This is a genomic window from Pseudoduganella sp. jia 9 (genome assembly GCF_055502615.1).
Map to the genome: position 1 here is coordinate 33,152 of NZ_JBUPWE010000018.1, position 14,426 is coordinate 47,577.

Genomic DNA, 14,426 nt, shown 5'->3' on the forward strand with positions numbered 1-14,426 from the left:
TCTACAGAATTTATATTGAAAACATCTCAATAAGCTTGTTGTGACCGCCAGTTTCGTTCGTGTAGCATCGGTCAATATTGGTCTTCCGCCATACTTTAAAACTCGACAACAAGGAACCGGCCCACCATGAAACTGACCCATCGGACCCTGATGGCGCTGGCGATCGCCGCCGCCTTCCCACTCGCTTCCGCCCAGGACACCGGGGCGGCCGCGGCAAGCGCTGAAACCACTCAGCCGGGCCAGCTTGAAACCGTGATCGTCACCGCGCAGCGCCGTGCGGAAAATATCAAGGACGTGCCGATGTCGATCGCCACCGTGAAGGGCGAGAAGCTCGACGTGCTGACCAGCGGCGGCCAGGACATCCGTTTCCTGTCCGGCCGCTCGCCGTCGGTCAGCATCGAGTCGGATTACGGCCGCACGTTCCCGCGTTTCTACATCCGCGGCCTGGGCAATACCGACTTCGACCTGAATGCCTCGCAGCCGGTCGGCCTGGTGATGGACGACATCGTGCAGGAAAACCCGATGCTGAAGGGCTTCCCCGTGTTCGACGTCGACCAGGTGGAAGTGCTGCGCGGCCCGCAAGGCACGCTGTTCGGCCGCAATTCGCCGGCCGGCGTGATCAAGTTCGACTCGGCGAAGCCGGTGTTCAAGCAGGAAGGCTACCTGGCGGCCGGTTTCGGCAAGGACCGCGTGCGCAACGTCGATGGCGCCTGGAACATCCCGGTCAGCGACACGGTGGCGATCCGCTTTGCCGGTTCTTCGCAGCACCGCGGCGACCGCGTCGACAACGAGCGCGCCACCGGCACCCGCGAGTTCGAAGGCTACAAGGACAATGCCGCGCGCCTCCAGGTGCTGGTGAAACCGTCGGCGAACTTCTCGGCGCTGTTCAATGTGCACGGCCGCGACATGGACGGCACCGCCACGCTGTTCCGCGCCAACATCCTGAAAGCAGGAACGAACGAACTGGTGGACGGCTTCGACTACGACCGCTATCCAACCGACGGCGTCAACGAGCAGCACCTGAAGAACAAGGGCGGCAATGTCCGGCTGCGCTGGGACCTGCCGGGCATGACGCTGCATTCGATCACCGGCTATGAAAAGCTCGAGTTCTACAGCCGCGCCGACGTCGACGGCGGCTACGGCGCCGTGTATGCGCCGCCGTACGGCCCGGGCTTCATTCCCTTCGTCGTCGAAACGGCGGACCTGATTCCCGATCACAAGCAGCTGTCGCAGGAATTCCGCGCCGAGTCGACCGGCGACGGCCCGCTGCAGTGGATCGCCGGCCTGTTCTACTTCAAGGAAGACATCACGATCGACAGCATCGGGTTCGATTCGCTGGCGCCGGGCAATCCGCAAGTGCCGAACTATGCGACGCAGACGCAGAACGCCAAGTCCTGGGCCGTGTTCGGCTCGGTCAACTACGCCGTCAGCGAACGGCTGAAGCTGCGCGGCGGCCTGCGCTACACCAGCGACAAGAAGGATTTCGTTGCACAGCGCATCGAAACCGGAGGCCGCACGTACCTGCCGCTGTCCGACGATTCAAGCAACGTCAGCTGGGATGCTTCCGGCACCTATGTGCTGAACCGCGACACCAATGTGTTTGCCCGCGTGGCGACGGGCTACCGCGCGCCGTCGATGCAGGGCCGGCTGAACGATCTCGGCAGCAGGCCGTCGATGGCCGGCGCCGAGAAGGTGCTGTCGGTCGAGGCGGGGGTGAAGCAGGACCTGTTCGACCGCCGCGCGCGCATGTCGGCCACCGTGTTCCACTACCGCGTGAAGGACAAGCAGCTGACGGCCGGCAGCGGCACCGTCAACATGAACCAGCTGCTCAATGCCGACAAGGCGGTGGGGCAGGGCGTGGAACTGGACCTGCAGGCCAACCTGTCGCAGAATTTCTCGGCCACGTTCGGCACCAGCTACAACGACACCGAGATCAAGGATGGCAGCCTGTTCGTGCTGCCGTGCGGCAGCGGCTGCACGGTGACGAACCCGGTCTCCTTCGTCGGCGGCACGCGCGTCGCCCTGATCGACGGCAACCCGCTGCCGCGCGCACCGAAATGGCAGCACAACTTCACGCTGAAGTACGCCGCGCCGGTGGCGAACGGCGAACTGTATGCGTTCACCGACTGGTCGTATCGCTCGTCGTATAACTTCTTCCTGTACGAAGCCGTCGAGTACAAGGCCAAGGACCTGCTGGAAGGCGGCCTGCGCGTCGGCTACAAGTGGGGCGACGGCAAGTACGACCTGGCGCTGTATGGCCGCAACATCACCGACGAGGTGCAGTCGGTGGGAGCGATCGACTTCAACAACCTGACGGGTATCCTGAACGAGCCGCGCACGTATGGGGTGCAGTTCAAGGTGAATTTCTGACCTGAATTAGTTGCTCAAAAACGGGGTCTGACCCCAGTTTGAGGCAATTAGTTGCTCAAAAACGGGGTCTGACCCCGGTTTTAGGCAATATCACCGCTCCGCCGGCCGCAAGATATTCATGAACGCCCTGACCACCGGTGCATCGTCGGTGGTGGTGTATGTGATGTACAGGTTGGCCGATGGCGGATTGGTGCGGATCGGCAGGAAGACCACGCCGGGCCAGCCGATGCGGCTGGTGGTTTCCGGCATCAGCGTGACGCCGAGGCCGGCGCCGACCATGGCCAGCAGGGTCTGCGGCTCGTTGGCTTCCTGGAAGATGGCGGGCTCGAAGCCGGCATCCACGCAGCACTGGATCAGGTAGCGGGGAAAGGCGGATTTGTCCAGCGCCAGGGTCAGCATCGGTTCGTCGGCGATGTCGGTCAGCTCGATCGCTTCCTTCTTCGCCAGTGGATGGTGTTCGTTGACGGCCACGCAGACGTTCTCGCGGAAGCACAGCTCCTGGCGCAGGTTGTCGTTGCGCAGGTCGCTCTCGTCGAGCTTCGGCTCGCGCCAGAAGCCCACGTCGATCTGCTTGGCGCGCAGCGCCTCGTACTGCACGGTGGGGCCCAGCTCATGGATCGTCCACGTCACGCGCGGGTACTTGCTCTGGAATTCCTCCAGCAGGCTGGGGATCGGCCCCCACATCGCCGAGCCGACAATGCCCACACGCAGCCGGCCCACTTCGCCGCGGTCGATCTGGCGCACGGTGTCGATCGTCATGCGCATCTTCGCCAGCAGCTCGGCCGCTTCGTTCATCAGCGCGCGGCCGGCCACCGTCAGCTCGAAGCTGCGCGTGGTACGGGCAAACAGCTTGACGCCCAGCTCCGCTTCCAGCTTCATGATCTGCTGGGACAGTGGCGGCTGCGAAATGTGCAGCCGCTCGGCGGCCCGCGAAAAACTCTTTTCCTCGGCCACGGCCAGGAAGTACTTCAGTTGCTTCAGGTCGATCGACATGGCGGCTATGCCTTACGTGGGCGGATGTTCCAGCAGTGCGCGCGCCAGTGCCGCGCCCACGCGCGCATTGTTCTTCACGAGCGCGATATTGGTGGCCAGGCTGCGGCCGGCCGTCAGCGTCTTGATGCGGGCCAGCAGGAATGGCGTGACCTTCTTGCCCGTCACGCCGTTTTCTTCCGCTTCCTGCAAGGCCTGCACGGTGATGGCGTCGATCTCCTCCTTCGGCATCGCATCGCTTTCCGGCACCGGCGCCGCGACCACCACGCCGCCGTTCAGGCCCAGTGCCCACTTGGTGCGGATGAACGATGCCTGCTCGGCCGGCGTATCGAGGCGGAAGTCGGCGTGATACCCGCTTTCGCGCGTGAAGAAGGCGGGAAAGCCTTCCTGCCCGACGCTGACGACCGGCACGCCCTGCGTTTCCAGGTATTCCAGCGTGAGGCCGATGTCGAGGATCGACTTCACGCCCGCGCACACCACGGCCACATTGGTCTGCGCCAGTTCCTGCAGGTCGGCCGAGATGTCGAAACTGGTTTCGGCGCCGCGGTGCACGCCGCCGATGCCGCCGGTGACGAACACGGAAATGCCGGCCAGCTGGGCGCAGATCATCGTCGCCGCCACCGTGGTGGCGCCCAGCTTGTGCTGCGACAGCACGTAGGCCAGGTCGCGGCGGCTGACCTTCAGCGCCTCCGGCGATCTGCCCAGCAATTCCAGCTGTTCCGGCGTCAGGCCGATGCAGATCTTGCCGCCGATGATGGCGATGGTGGCCGGCACGGCGCCAACGTCGCGGATGATCTGCTCCACTTCGCGCGCGGTCTGCACGTTCTGCGGGTACGGCATGCCGTGCGAAATGATGGTCGATTCGAGTGCGACGACTGGCGTGCCGCTGGCCCGCGCGTTCGCCACTTCGGGCGACAGGGAGAGAAACTGGTGCATGGTCATTCCTGTTCGGTAGGGAGAGATGCGCTGAACAGTTCGGCCGTCAGCGCGGGGGATACGGTGTGCGGGCTCTGCACGGTCAGCGCGGCGGCGTGCAGGCCGCGGGTGCAGGCCGTGGCGAGGTCGGCGCCGCCCTGGGCCAGCGTCCAGCAGACCGCCGCGGAAAAGGCGTCGCCGGCGCCGGTCACGTCGACCACGGGTATGTCATGGGCCGGCAGCCAGTGCAGGTCGTCCGCCCCCCTGGCATCCGGCGCGGTGCCCGGCGTATGGCCCGGCTTCTGGCCCGACGTGTAATACACGCCGGCGGCGCCGCATGTGACGATCACGTCCCGCGCGCCTTCGGCCTGCACGGCGCGGCAGGCTTCGCGCACCGCCGCCTCGGTCGGCAGCGGGCGGCCGGCGCGGGCTTCCAGTTCGCCGCGGTTCAGGATCAGCAGGCGCAGGCCGGCCAGGTCGCGCGGCAATCGCGCCATCTTCGGTTGCGACACGGCCACGATCGCCAGTGGAATGCCGTCCCGGCGCGCCTCGTCCAGCAGCAGCGCGACGCTGTCGTGCGGCAGGTTCAGGTCGGCGACGACGAAGGACGCCGCGCCGCGCTGCGCCTGGCGGCTGGCGAGGAAATCCGGCGTGAGCTGCTCGTAAAGCGCCATGTCGGCCAGCGCCACGGCCATTTCGCCGCCGGCATCCAGCACGGCCGTGTAGGTGCCGGTGGCGGCGCCCGGCAGGATCGGCGTGCCGCTCATGTCGATGCCGCAGTGCAGGGCGTGCGCCCGCAGTGCCTGGCCGGCGCTATCATCGCCCAGGGCCGTCAGCAGCGTGCAGGGCGTGCCGAGGCGGGCCAGGTTTTCAGCGATATTGCGGGCCACGCCGCCGAAGGTCTCGGCGGCGGTGGCGGGATTCGAGGTGCCCATCCGCAGCGGCTCGACGGTACGCAGCTTGCGGTCGAGGTTCGCCGCGCCGATGCACAGCACCGAGCGCTCCCGCGGCAGCACGTAGGCGCGTCCGACCAGGCGGCGCTCGCGGATCAGGCTGGCCACGTGCCCTGCCACGGCGGAGCGCGACAGTCCCAGCGCCTGGGCCATCTCCTGCTGGGATATGAACGGATTGGCGCGGATCAGGCCATAAAGTTGCTCTTTCTTGCTCATTGTCGCGCGCCGATGGAGAGTTTGTCAAAGTCGTCAAACATTTGTCGATCATCGTAAACAGATGTTTGTTCGCTGTCAAACAGCTATAATAACGGGGAATTTATACGTGCCGCATATAAATGACAAAGAAAATAGGTATTTGTCATACATATAGCCATTGATGCATAGTGTCGCGTGCCCAAGAACGCCACGCTCCGCCCCGGCGGGCCATCAGCGTATTCACCAGATAACACTGCGAGAACTCCATGTCGAACAATTCCCCATTCCAGGCCGCGGCCATCGTACGTTCCCGGGTGCCGGCCGGTTTCGCGCCGCGCGCCGCGCTGATCCTCGGCTCCGGCCTCGGCGTGCTGGCCGACCAGATGACGGATGTCGTCACGATCGGTTTCGACGAGCTGCCGGGCTTTCCGATCAGCACCGTGCATGGCCATGCCGGCCAGATGGTGCTGGGCAAGCTGGCCGGCGTGCCGGTCGTGTGCCTGAAGGGGCGCGGCCACTTCTACGAAGGCTATGGCCTGGGCGTGATGACGAGTGCCGTGCGCACGCTGAAACTGCTGGGCTGCGAATTCGTGTTCGTCACCAACGCCGCCGGTTCGCTGCGCGCGGAAGTCGATGCCGGTTCGCTGGTGGCGCTGAACGACCACATCAACTTCCTGCCGGGTTCGCCGATGATCGGCCCGAACGACGAACGCTTCGGCCCGCGCTTCTTCAGCATGGCCAATGCCTACGACGCCGACCTGCGCAAGCAGCTGCAGGACACCGCGGCCGAACAGAACATCACCCTGCACGAAGGCGTGTACATCGCCTACTCGGGCCCGAACTTCGAAACGCCGGCCGAGATCCGCGCGTTCACCCGCCTGGGCGCGGATGTCGTCGGCATGTCGGTGGTGCCGGAAGTGGTGCCGGCCCGTCACTGCGGCCTGAAGGTGGTCGGCGTCTCCGTCGTCACCAACCTGGCCGAGGGCCTGTCGCCGTTCCCGCTGTCCCATGAGCAGACGCTGAAATACGCGGCCGTGGGCGCCGAAAGCCTGGTGAAACTGATCCAGGCATTCTTTGCGAACCTGGCGAAAGCTTAATGAATCAAAGGGCGGCCTTGGCCGCCCTTGAACTTTTCAGACCGGATAAATCATGTCACGCGCATTCATCCTCCTGCTCGACTCCTTCGGCCTCGGCGCCACGCCGGACGCCGACAAGTACGGCGACGCCGCCACCAACACCTTCGGCCACATCGCGAAATGGGCGGCCGAACAGGGCAAGCCCATGTCGCTGCCCGCGCTGGAACAGCTGGGCCTCGCCGCCGCCGCCCATACCGCCTGCGGCACCTGGGCGCCCGGCTTCGACCGCCGCGAAGGCTTTACCGCCGCCTACGGCGCCGCGCGCGAGCAGTCGACCGGCAAGGATACGCAGAGCGGACACTGGGAAATCGCCGGCGTGCCGGTGCTGTTCGACTGGGGCTACTTCCCGAAGACGGTGCCGTCGTTCCCGAAGGAGCTGACCGACCGCCTGCAGGAGCTGACCGGCGTGCCGGGCTTCCTCGGCAACTGCCATGCATCGGGCACCACGATCATCACCGACCTGGGCGACGAGCACGTGGCGACGGGCAAGCCGATCCTGTACACGTCGGCCGACTCGGTGCTGCAGATCGCCGCGCACGAGGAGCACTTCGGGCTGGAGCGCCTGTACGAGATGTGCGAGAAGGCCTATGAGCTGGTGAAGCCGTACAACATCGGCCGCGTCATCGCGCGCCCGTTCCTGGGCAGCGACGGCAACTACAAGCGCACCGCCAACCGCCACGACTACGCGGTACCGCCCACCGGCCCGACGCTGCTGGACCACGTGAAGGATGCCGGCGGCGAAGTGATCGCGCTCGGCAAGATCAGCGACATCTACGCGGGGCAGGGCGTCTCGCGCGTGGTGAAGGGCCCGGACAACATGGCGCTGTTCGACCGCCTGCTCGAAGTGGAAGCGCAGGCCGGCGACAAGTCGCTGACGTTCGTGAACTTCGTCGACTTCGACATGCACTTCGGCCACCGCCGCGACGTCCAGGGCTATTCGCAGGCACTGCACGAACTGGATGCGCGCCTGCCCGAATTCATCGGCAAGCTGAAGGATGGCGACCTGGTCGTCATCACCGCCGACCATGGCTGCGACCCCACGTCGCCCGGTTCCGACCACACGCGCGAGCACATTCCGATGATCTTCTTCGGCCCCGGCGTGGCCGGCCGCGCGCTGGGCATTTCCGAGACGTTCTCCGACATCGGCCAGACCATCGCGCACCACCTCGGCGTGAAACCCCTTTCCAACGGAACCAACCTCTTATGAGTAACACCGCGAGCAATGACTTCAAGCGCAACGAGGCCACCGGCCTCGACCTGGGCTGGCTGAACCACATCCACGTCAACAAGGCGGCGGCCGAGCGCCGCGCCGCGTCGCTGGCGAACCGCCGCACCGTGAAGAAGGAATACCAGGCCGCGTGGCTGGTCAAGGCCATCGAACTGATCGACCTGACGACGCTGTCCGGCGACGATACGCCGGGCCGCGTGGAGCGCCTGTGCATGAAGGCGCTGCGCCCGCTGCGCACCGACCTGGTCGAGGCGCTGGGCTTGCAGGAGCGCAAGCTGAAGACGGGCGCCGTCTGCGTGTACCACGAGATGATCCGCCATGCGGACAAGGTGCTGCAGGGGCGCCTGCCGATCGCCGCGGTGTCGACCGGTTTCCCGGCCGGCCTGACGAGCATGGAAACCAAGGTGCGCGAGATCGAACTGTCGGTGGCCGACGGCGCGCAGGAAATCGACATCGTCATCACCCGCCAGCACGTGCTGACGGGGAACTGGCAGGCGCTGTACGACGAGATGGTGGCCTACCGCCAGGCCTGCGGCGAAGCGCACGTGAAGGCGATCCTGGCCACGGGTGACCTGGTCACGCTGGAAAACGTGGCGAAGGCATCCTGGGTGTGCATGATGGCCGGCGCGGACTTCATCAAGACGTCCACCGGCAAGGAAGGCGTGAACGCCACGATCCCGGTCTCGCTGGTGATGGTGCGGGCGATCCGCGAATACTACGAGCGCACCGGTTTCAAGGTCGGCTACAAGCCCGCCGGCGGCGTGTCGACCGCCAAGGCGGCATTGCAGTACATGACGGTGATGAAGGAAGAACTGGGCAACGAGTGGCTGGAGCCGCACCTGTTCCGCATCGGCGCATCGAGCCTGCTGACCGACATCGAGCGCCAGCTGGAACACCATGTGACCGGCCACTATTCGGCCGCCCACCGCCACGCGCAACCCTGAGAAGAACGTTATGCCAACTATCAACGAGATCCTGAACACCATGGAATACGGCCCCGCACCCGAGAGCCAGAAAGAAGCGCAGGCGTGGCTGGACCAGCATGGCCGCAAGTTCGGCCTGTTCATCGACAACCAGTGGTCCGACAGCGGCGAGCTGTTCGCCTCCACCAACCCGGCAGACGGCAAGCCGCTGGCCGAGCTGACGCAGGCCACGCCTGACGACGTGGACCGTGCCGTGGCCGCCGCGCGCCGCGCCCAGCCGGCGTGGGCTGGCCTCGGCGGCCATGGCCGCGCGAAGATCCTGTACGCGATCGCGCGCCTGATGCAGAAGCACGCGCGCCTGTTCGCCGTGCTGGAAACGCTGGACAACGGCAAGACCATCCGCGAAACCCGCGATGCCGACCTGCCGCTGGTGGCACGCCACTTCTACCACCATGCCGGCTGGGCGCAACTGCTCGACGAGGAATTCCCGAACCACCGCCCGGTGGGCGTGGTCGGCCAGATCGTGCCGTGGAACTTCCCGTTGCTGATGCTGGCGTGGAAGATCGCTCCCGCGCTGGCGGCCGGCAACACGGTGGTGTTCAAGCCGGCCGAGTTCACGCCGCTGACCGCCTTGCTGTTCGCCGAGATCTGCGTGCAGGCCGGCGTGCCGGCCGGTGTCGTCAACATCGTCACCGGCGACGGCCGCACCGGCGAAGCCATCGTGAAACACGAAGGCATCGACAAGCTGGCCTTCACCGGTTCGACCGAAGTGGGGCGCCTGATCCGCGAAGCCACCGCCGGCAGCGGCAAGAAGCTGTCGCTGGAACTGGGCGGCAAGTCGCCGTACATCGTGTTCGACGATGCCGATCTCGATGCGGCCGTGGAAGGCCTGGTCGATTCGATCTGGTTCAACCAGGGGCAGGTGTGCTGCGCCGGTTCGCGCCTGCTGGTGCAGGAATCGGTGGAAGAGCGCTTCCTGAAGAAGCTGAAGGCGCGCATGGACAACCTGCGCCTCGGTTCGCCGCTCGACAAATCGATGGACATCGGCGCGCTGGTCGATCCGATCCAGCGCCAGCGCATCCACGGCCTGGTGGAAGCGGCGCGTTCGGAAGGCTGCTCGGTGTACCAGCCGGCCGGCTGCGAACTGCCGGCCGATGGCTCGTGGTTCCCGCCGACGCTGATCACCGGCGCATCGACCTCCGCCGCCGTGGCGCAGGCCGAGATCTTCGGCCCGGTGCTGGTGGCGATGAGCTTCCGGACCCCGGCCGAAGCCGTGCAACTGGCGAACAACACCGTGTACGGCCTGGCCGCCTGTGTGTGGTCCGAGAACATCAGCCTGGCGCTGGACGTCGCGCCGGCCATCAAGGCGGGTGTGGTGTGGATCAATACCGCGAACCAGTTCGATGCCGCGTGCGGCTTCGGCGGCTACAAGGAATCGGGCTATGGCCGCGAGGGCGGCCGCGAAGGGCTCGTTGAATACCTGGTGCCGGTGAGCGAGGATGCGCGTCCGGCCCTGCCGCCGGTCGTCAAGGCTTCGTCGAAGGCTGCCGCGCCGGCGAGCGATCCGTTCGCCATCGACCGCACGGCCAAACTGTACATCGGTGGCAAGCAGGCCCGCCCGGACGGCGCCTACAGCCGCGCGATCCACGGCGCCGACGGTGCCTTCCTCGGCGAGATCGGAGAAGGCAGCCGCAAGGACATCCGCAATGCCGTCGAGGCGGCGCACAAGGCCGCCGGCTGGACCAAGGCCACCGCGCACAACCGCGCCCAGGTGCTGTACTACATCGCCGAGAACCTGGCCGCCCGCGGCCGCGAATTCGCCGACCGCATCGCCGCGCAGACCGGTTCCCAGGGTGGTGCCAATTCGGCCGAAAAAGAAGTGCAGGCATCGATCGAGCGCCTGTTCTACTGGGCCGCGTGGGCCGACAAGTACGACGGTGCAGCGCACCAGCCGCCGATGCACGGCATCACCGTGGCGCTGAACGAAGCGATCGGCGTGATCGGCATCGTCTGCCCGAACGAAAACCCGCTGCTGGGCTTCATTTCGCTGGTGGCGCCGGCCATCGCCGTCGGCAACCGCGTGGTGGCTGTGCCTTCCGAGGCTTATCCGCTGTCGGCCACCGACCTGTACCAGGTGTTCGATACGTCCGACCTGCCGGGCGGCGTGGTCAACATCGTCACCGGCAGCGCCGACGAGCTGGCGCGCACGCTGGCCACGCACGCCGATATCGACGCCGTCTGGCGCCACGACGGTTCGGCCGAGGGCTGCGCCGAAGTGGAGCGGCTGTCGGCCGGCTCGCTGAAGCGTACGTGGACCGGCGGCGCGAAAGGGCGCGACTGGTTCAGCACGCAGCAGGCTGCCGGCCGCAACGTGCTGCAGCATGTGACGCAGGTGAAGAATATCTGGATCCCGTACGGGGTTTGATGTCGCAGATAGCGGCTGCGTGCTGGGGTCTGTCCCCGGTAAGTGTGAACTTCAGCGCTTGCCGCCAGCATTGTCAGGGGACTGACCCCGGTTTTCCCGGCCAAAGTCGGAACGCGGGCAAAAACCGGGGTCAGTCCCCTCGATACGTTACCTACTGAGTTTGAATTGCCACTTACCGGGGACAGACCCCTGTAGCGCATCAGCTAGAAAGAACACAACCATGTACCTCCCCCAGGAAATCATCCGCAAGAAGCGCGACGGCGGCACCCTGACCGCCGAGGAAATCCGCTTTTTCGTCGGCGGCATCACCACCGGTGAAACCACCGAAGGCCAGATCGCCGCGCTGGCGATGGCGGTCTACTTCAACGACATGACGATGGACGAGCGCGTTGCCTTCACGCTCGCCATGCGCGATTCGGGCGACGTGCTGGAGTGGAAGTCGCTGGACCTGCCCGGCCCGGTGATGGACAAGCATTCGACCGGCGGCGTGGGCGACCTGGTGTCGCTGCTGCTTGGCCCGATGATCGCCGCGTGCGGCGGCTTCGTGCCGATGATCTCGGGCCGCGGCCTGGGCCACACCGGCGGCACGCTCGACAAGTTCGACTCGATCCCCGGCTACACCACGGTGCCGGACAATGCACTGTTCCGCAAGGTGGTGAAGGAATTGGGTGTGGCCATCATCGGCCAGACCGCTTCGCTGGCGCCGGCCGACAAGCGCTTCTACGGCATCCGCGACGTAACCGGCACGGTGGAGTCGGTGGCGATGATCACCGGTTCGATCCTGTCGAAGAAGCTGGCCGCCGGCCTGGACGTGCTGGCGATGGACGTGAAGGCCGGCAGCGGCGCGTTCATGCCCACGTACGAGAAATCGGTGGAGCTGGCCGAGTCGATCGTCAACGTCGGCAACGGCGCCGGCACGCTGACGTCGGCACTGCTGACGGACATGAACGAATCGCTGGCGCCGGCCGCCGGCAACGCCGTCGAAGTGCGCTGCGCGATCGACTACCTGACCGGCAAATCGCGCCCGGCGCGCCTGCACGAAGTCACGCTGGCGCTGTGCGCCGAGATGCTGGTGCTGGGCAAGCTGGCCGCCGATGAAACCGAAGCACGCGCCAAACTGCAGGCGTCGCTGGACTCCGGCGAGGCCGCAGACCGCTTCGCCCGCATGGTCGCCGCGCTGGGCGGCCCGGCCGACCTGATGCAGGACCCGGACAAGTACCTGGACAAGGCGCCCATCATCGTACCGGTACCGGCGTTGAGCTCCGGCTATGCGTCCGCCACCAACTGCCGCGCCATCGGCCTGGCCGTCGTCGCACTGGGCGGCGGCCGCACCCGCCCGCAGGACACGATCGACTTCGCCGTCGGCCTCACCGAACTGGCCGAGCTGGGCCAGCGCATCGAGGCAGGCCAGCCGCTGGCCTGGGTGCACGCCCGCACCGAAGCCGCCGCCCAGCGCGCCATCGCCGACGTGCAGGCCGCGTACACGATCGCCGACACGGCCCCGGCCGCCAACCCGATCGTCTACCGCACCATCCGCCCTTAACCCTTAAGAAATTGCTCAAAACCGGGGTCAGACCCCGGTTTCGGGAAATATTGCTCGAGAACGGGGTCAGACCCCGGTTTTAGGAAACATGCTGATGAACACTGAACAACTGATCGAGGAAGCCAAGGCGGCGCGGCTGAAGGCTTATACGCCGTACTCCAACTTCAAGGTGGGGGCGGCGCTGCTGGCCAGGGATGGCAGGGTGTTCCATGGCTGTAATGTAGAGAATGCGGCGTACGGCCTGTGCAACTGCGCCGAGCGCACGGCGTTCTTCAGTGCGTTCGCGCAGGGCTGCCAGCCGGGCGATTTCGACAAGCTGGCGGTTGTCGGCGAGACCGATGGCCCGATTGCGCCGTGCGGCGCGTGCCGCCAGGTGATCCTGGAGCTGGGCGGCAACGAGCTGCCCGTCATCCTGGCGAACCTGAAGGGCGACGTGTTCGAGACCACCGCCGCGGCCCAGCTGCCGAACGCGTTCGGCGGCCAGGACCTGAAGCGCAAACCGGCGCCGTGAAGAAGACGATCGACGTCCAGGCGGCCGTCACCATTGCCTCGCTCGAGGCGATCGCCGCGAAAACGCAGGGTACGTTCGGCGTCGGCGGCGTGATGCTCGATGGCTTCGGCAATGTGCTGCAGGCCGTCCACAACCAGGTGATCCGCGATGGCCTGATCTGGGATCCGACCGCGCATGGCGAGCGCCAGCTGGTCGACTGGTATTTCGCGGAGAAGGCAAAGGGCAGGGCGCTGCCGCCGCCGGGCGAAATCACGATCGTCACCTCGCTCGACCCGTGCTGCATGTGCGCGGGAGCGATCCTGGCGGCGGGTTTCAAGGTCGTGGTGGCCGCCAACGATGCCAATGCGGGCATCAATCACGACGGCAGCGGCACGTTTCCCGCGCTGCCCGAAACGCTCCGGCCGCAGGCGCGCGATACCTTTGCCTACCCGGCCGTGCTGGGTTCGTCGTCCTATGCGCGCGGCGCGGCTGGAGCCGCCCCGCCGCCGTTCTTCATCGGCAAGACGATTGCCGAACCCACCCAGGCGCTGTGCTCGCTGGTGTTCGAGGCCACCACGGAAGCGGTGATGGATCTGTTCCACGTCGACCCGCCGCGCGCCGGCCTGCGCGATCCCGCCGCGCTGCCGGAAGACCACGCGATCGTGCGCGCGCTGAAGCGGGCCTGCCCGGATGCGCTGACCTACCGCGCCACGCCGCGCCGGCCGGACGCGGGGCTGGCCCCCTACCTGCGGCACGCGATGGAACGCGACCTGGCACAGGGCGGCAGCGGCAATGCCGCGGTGTTGCTGGATGCGTTCGGCAACCTGCTGCTGTGCTGCCACGGGCGGCGCACGCAGTCCGGCATCCGCACGGCGTTCATGGAATGCACGCGTGCGTATGCGCAGTTGCGCTACAAGCTGATGGCGGGAGCCGATGCCGGCCAGCTGGCGGAAGTGCGCCGCTACCTCGGCCATCCGAAAGACGGCACGTTCGTGCTGGCCGTGGGGCCGGACGACGGACCGCTCAGCTTCATGGAACTGGGCGCCTATGGCTCGACGATGGAAGGCGCGCTACCCCCGGATAATCCGAGGCAGTTCCAGTACGTGCGGCAAGGCATGGCACCGGCGGCGCTCGATGCATTGTGCGGCGCACTGCCACCGCTGTACCGTGACCTGATCGGGATCAAGCCGGTACAGGTTGCCGATGAGGGGCTGATCGAAGCCTTGAACGACGCACCTGAACAACGCACCTGAACAAC

Annotated in this window: 11 protein-coding genes; 8 read left to right on the forward strand and 3 right to left on the reverse strand. The window is 66.3% G+C overall.

Annotation, left to right across the window (positions count from 1 at the left end; translation table 11 throughout):
- Nucleotides 1-126 precede the first annotated feature (126 nt).
- Entirely contained in the window at nt 127-2,370 is a 2,244-nt protein-coding gene (locus tag ACY34H_RS23005; protein WP_464979794.1) for a TonB-dependent receptor, read from the forward strand.
- A gap of 90 nt (nt 2,371-2,460) precedes the next feature.
- On the opposite strand, the gene ACY34H_RS23010 is transcribed toward ACY34H_RS23005, so the two are convergent.
- The 3 genes from ACY34H_RS23010 to ACY34H_RS23020 are packed head-to-tail and all read right to left on the reverse strand — an operon-like array spanning nt 2,461 to nt 5,444.
- Nucleotides 2,461-3,363, reverse strand: a complete 903-nt coding sequence (locus ACY34H_RS23010; RefSeq protein ID WP_464979795.1) for a LysR family transcriptional regulator — start codon at nt 3,361-3,363, stop codon at nt 2,461-2,463.
- Nucleotides 3,364-3,375: 12 nt separating this feature from the next.
- On the reverse strand, nt 3,376-4,296 hold the full coding sequence (locus ACY34H_RS23015; RefSeq protein ID WP_464979796.1) for a pseudouridine-5'-phosphate glycosidase: 921 nt from the start codon (nt 4,294-4,296) through the stop codon (nt 3,376-3,378).
- 2 nt (nt 4,297-4,298) lie between these two features.
- Nucleotides 4,299-5,444 carry a carbohydrate kinase gene (locus ACY34H_RS23020; RefSeq protein ID WP_464979797.1) on the reverse strand — a complete coding sequence of 382 codons (1,146 nt, stop codon included), beginning with the start codon at nt 5,442-5,444 and terminating at the stop codon, nt 4,299-4,301.
- Between the two features lie 245 nt (nt 5,445-5,689).
- Between ACY34H_RS23020 and xapA the strand changes: the two genes are divergently transcribed.
- The 7 genes from xapA (at nt 5,690) to ACY34H_RS23055 (ending at nt 14,421) form a co-directional block, all read left to right on the forward strand.
- The gene (gene xapA / locus ACY34H_RS23025) at nt 5,690-6,520 is read left to right on the forward strand and encodes a xanthosine phosphorylase (RefSeq protein ID WP_464979798.1); all 831 of its coding nucleotides are present in this window, start codon (nt 5,690-5,692) and stop codon (nt 6,518-6,520) included.
- Nucleotides 6,521-6,572: 52 nt separating this feature from the next.
- Nucleotides 6,573-7,766, forward strand: coding sequence for a phosphopentomutase (locus tag ACY34H_RS23030; protein ID WP_464979799.1), 1,194 nt, complete (start codon nt 6,573-6,575; stop codon nt 7,764-7,766).
- Nucleotides 7,763-8,731, forward strand: a complete 969-nt coding sequence (gene deoC / locus ACY34H_RS23035) for a deoxyribose-phosphate aldolase (RefSeq protein ID WP_464979800.1) — start codon at nt 7,763-7,765, stop codon at nt 8,729-8,731. The genes ACY34H_RS23030 and deoC overlap by 4 nt, the downstream gene beginning before the upstream one ends.
- A 10-nt stretch (nt 8,732-8,741) precedes the next feature.
- On the forward strand, nt 8,742-11,135 hold the full coding sequence (locus tag ACY34H_RS23040) for an aldehyde dehydrogenase family protein (RefSeq protein ID WP_464979801.1): 2,394 nt from the start codon (nt 8,742-8,744) through the stop codon (nt 11,133-11,135).
- A 220-nt stretch (nt 11,136-11,355) separates the two neighbouring features.
- Nucleotides 11,356-12,678 carry a thymidine phosphorylase gene (gene deoA, locus ACY34H_RS23045; protein WP_464979802.1) on the forward strand — a complete coding sequence of 441 codons (1,323 nt, stop codon included), beginning with the start codon at nt 11,356-11,358 and terminating at the stop codon, nt 12,676-12,678.
- A gap of 94 nt (nt 12,679-12,772) precedes the next feature.
- Nucleotides 12,773-13,189, forward strand: a complete 417-nt coding sequence (locus tag ACY34H_RS23050) for a cytidine deaminase (RefSeq protein ID WP_464979803.1) — start codon at nt 12,773-12,775, stop codon at nt 13,187-13,189.
- Nucleotides 13,186-14,421 (forward strand): nucleoside deaminase, encoded by a 1,236-nt coding sequence (locus tag ACY34H_RS23055; RefSeq protein WP_464979804.1) that lies wholly within the window; start codon nt 13,186-13,188, stop codon nt 14,419-14,421. The genes ACY34H_RS23050 and ACY34H_RS23055 overlap by 4 nt, the downstream gene beginning before the upstream one ends.
- Nucleotides 14,422-14,426: the final 5 nt, after the last annotated feature.

What these genes read in the sequence shown, in the direction of transcription:
- ACY34H_RS23015 (WP_464979796.1), bottom strand. Translation starts at nt 4,296, where the DNA reads ATGCACCAGTTTCTCTCCCTGTCGCCCGAAGTGGCGAACGCGCGGGCC.
- deoC (WP_464979800.1), top strand. Translation starts at nt 7,763, where the DNA reads ATGAGTAACACCGCGAGCAATGACTTCAAGCGCAACGAGGCCACCGGC.
- ACY34H_RS23040 (WP_464979801.1), top strand. Translation starts at nt 8,742, where the DNA reads ATGCCAACTATCAACGAGATCCTGAACACCATGGAATACGGCCCCGCA.
- xapA (WP_464979798.1), top strand. Translation starts at nt 5,690, where the DNA reads ATGTCGAACAATTCCCCATTCCAGGCCGCGGCCATCGTACGTTCCCGG.
- ACY34H_RS23030 (WP_464979799.1), top strand. Translation starts at nt 6,573, where the DNA reads ATGTCACGCGCATTCATCCTCCTGCTCGACTCCTTCGGCCTCGGCGCC.
- deoA (WP_464979802.1), top strand. Translation starts at nt 11,356, where the DNA reads ATGTACCTCCCCCAGGAAATCATCCGCAAGAAGCGCGACGGCGGCACC.
- ACY34H_RS23020 (WP_464979797.1), bottom strand. Translation starts at nt 5,444, where the DNA reads ATGAGCAAGAAAGAGCAACTTTATGGCCTGATCCGCGCCAATCCGTTC.
- ACY34H_RS23050 (WP_464979803.1), top strand. Translation starts at nt 12,773, where the DNA reads ATGAACACTGAACAACTGATCGAGGAAGCCAAGGCGGCGCGGCTGAAG.
- ACY34H_RS23010 (WP_464979795.1), bottom strand. Translation starts at nt 3,363, where the DNA reads ATGTCGATCGACCTGAAGCAACTGAAGTACTTCCTGGCCGTGGCCGAG.
- ACY34H_RS23005 (WP_464979794.1), top strand. Translation starts at nt 127, where the DNA reads ATGAAACTGACCCATCGGACCCTGATGGCGCTGGCGATCGCCGCCGCC.